This window comes from Kosakonia sp. H7A (assembly GCF_003028445.1).
GTDB lineage: Bacteria > Pseudomonadota > Gammaproteobacteria > Enterobacterales > Enterobacteriaceae > Kosakonia > Kosakonia radicincitans.
In genome coordinates, this window is sequence record NZ_PYTZ01000115.1 from 1 (window position 1) to 454 (window position 454).

At 68.3% G+C, this 454-nt stretch carries 1 protein-coding gene; it reads left to right on the forward strand.

Annotated features, from left to right (window positions below; genetic code table 11):
- Positions 1 to 454, forward strand: a 454-nt coding sequence (locus CWM66_RS28485) for a MotA/TolQ/ExbB proton channel family protein (protein WP_199200095.1), incomplete at both ends; no start/stop codon positions are given.

Genomic DNA, 454 nt, shown 5'->3' on the forward strand with positions numbered 1-454 from the left:
TCAGCTGGGTGATCATCTTCCGCAAGGCGCGCATCTACAAGAACGCCAACCGCGAGGCCGACGACTTCGAGAACCGCTTCTGGTCCGGCGCCGACCTCGGCAAGCTGTATGCCTCGGCCACCGACCGCAACCGCTCGGTCAACGGCCTGGAAGCGATCTTCGAAGCCGGCTACCGCGAGTTCAGCCGCCTGCGCGACCGCCGCCGCATGGACGCCCGCGGCCAGCTCGAAGGCGCCCAGCGCGCCATGCGCACCACCATGACCCGCGAGGTCGACCAGCTCGAACGCAACCTGGAGCTGCTGGCCAACATCGGTTCCACCGCGCCGTACGTCGGTCTGGTCGGCACGGTGTTCGGCATCATGGTGACCATGCACGACATGATCTCCAGCGGCGAGCAGGCCGGCATCGCGGCCGTGGCGCCGGGCATCTCCGAGGCGCTGTTCGCCACCGCCAT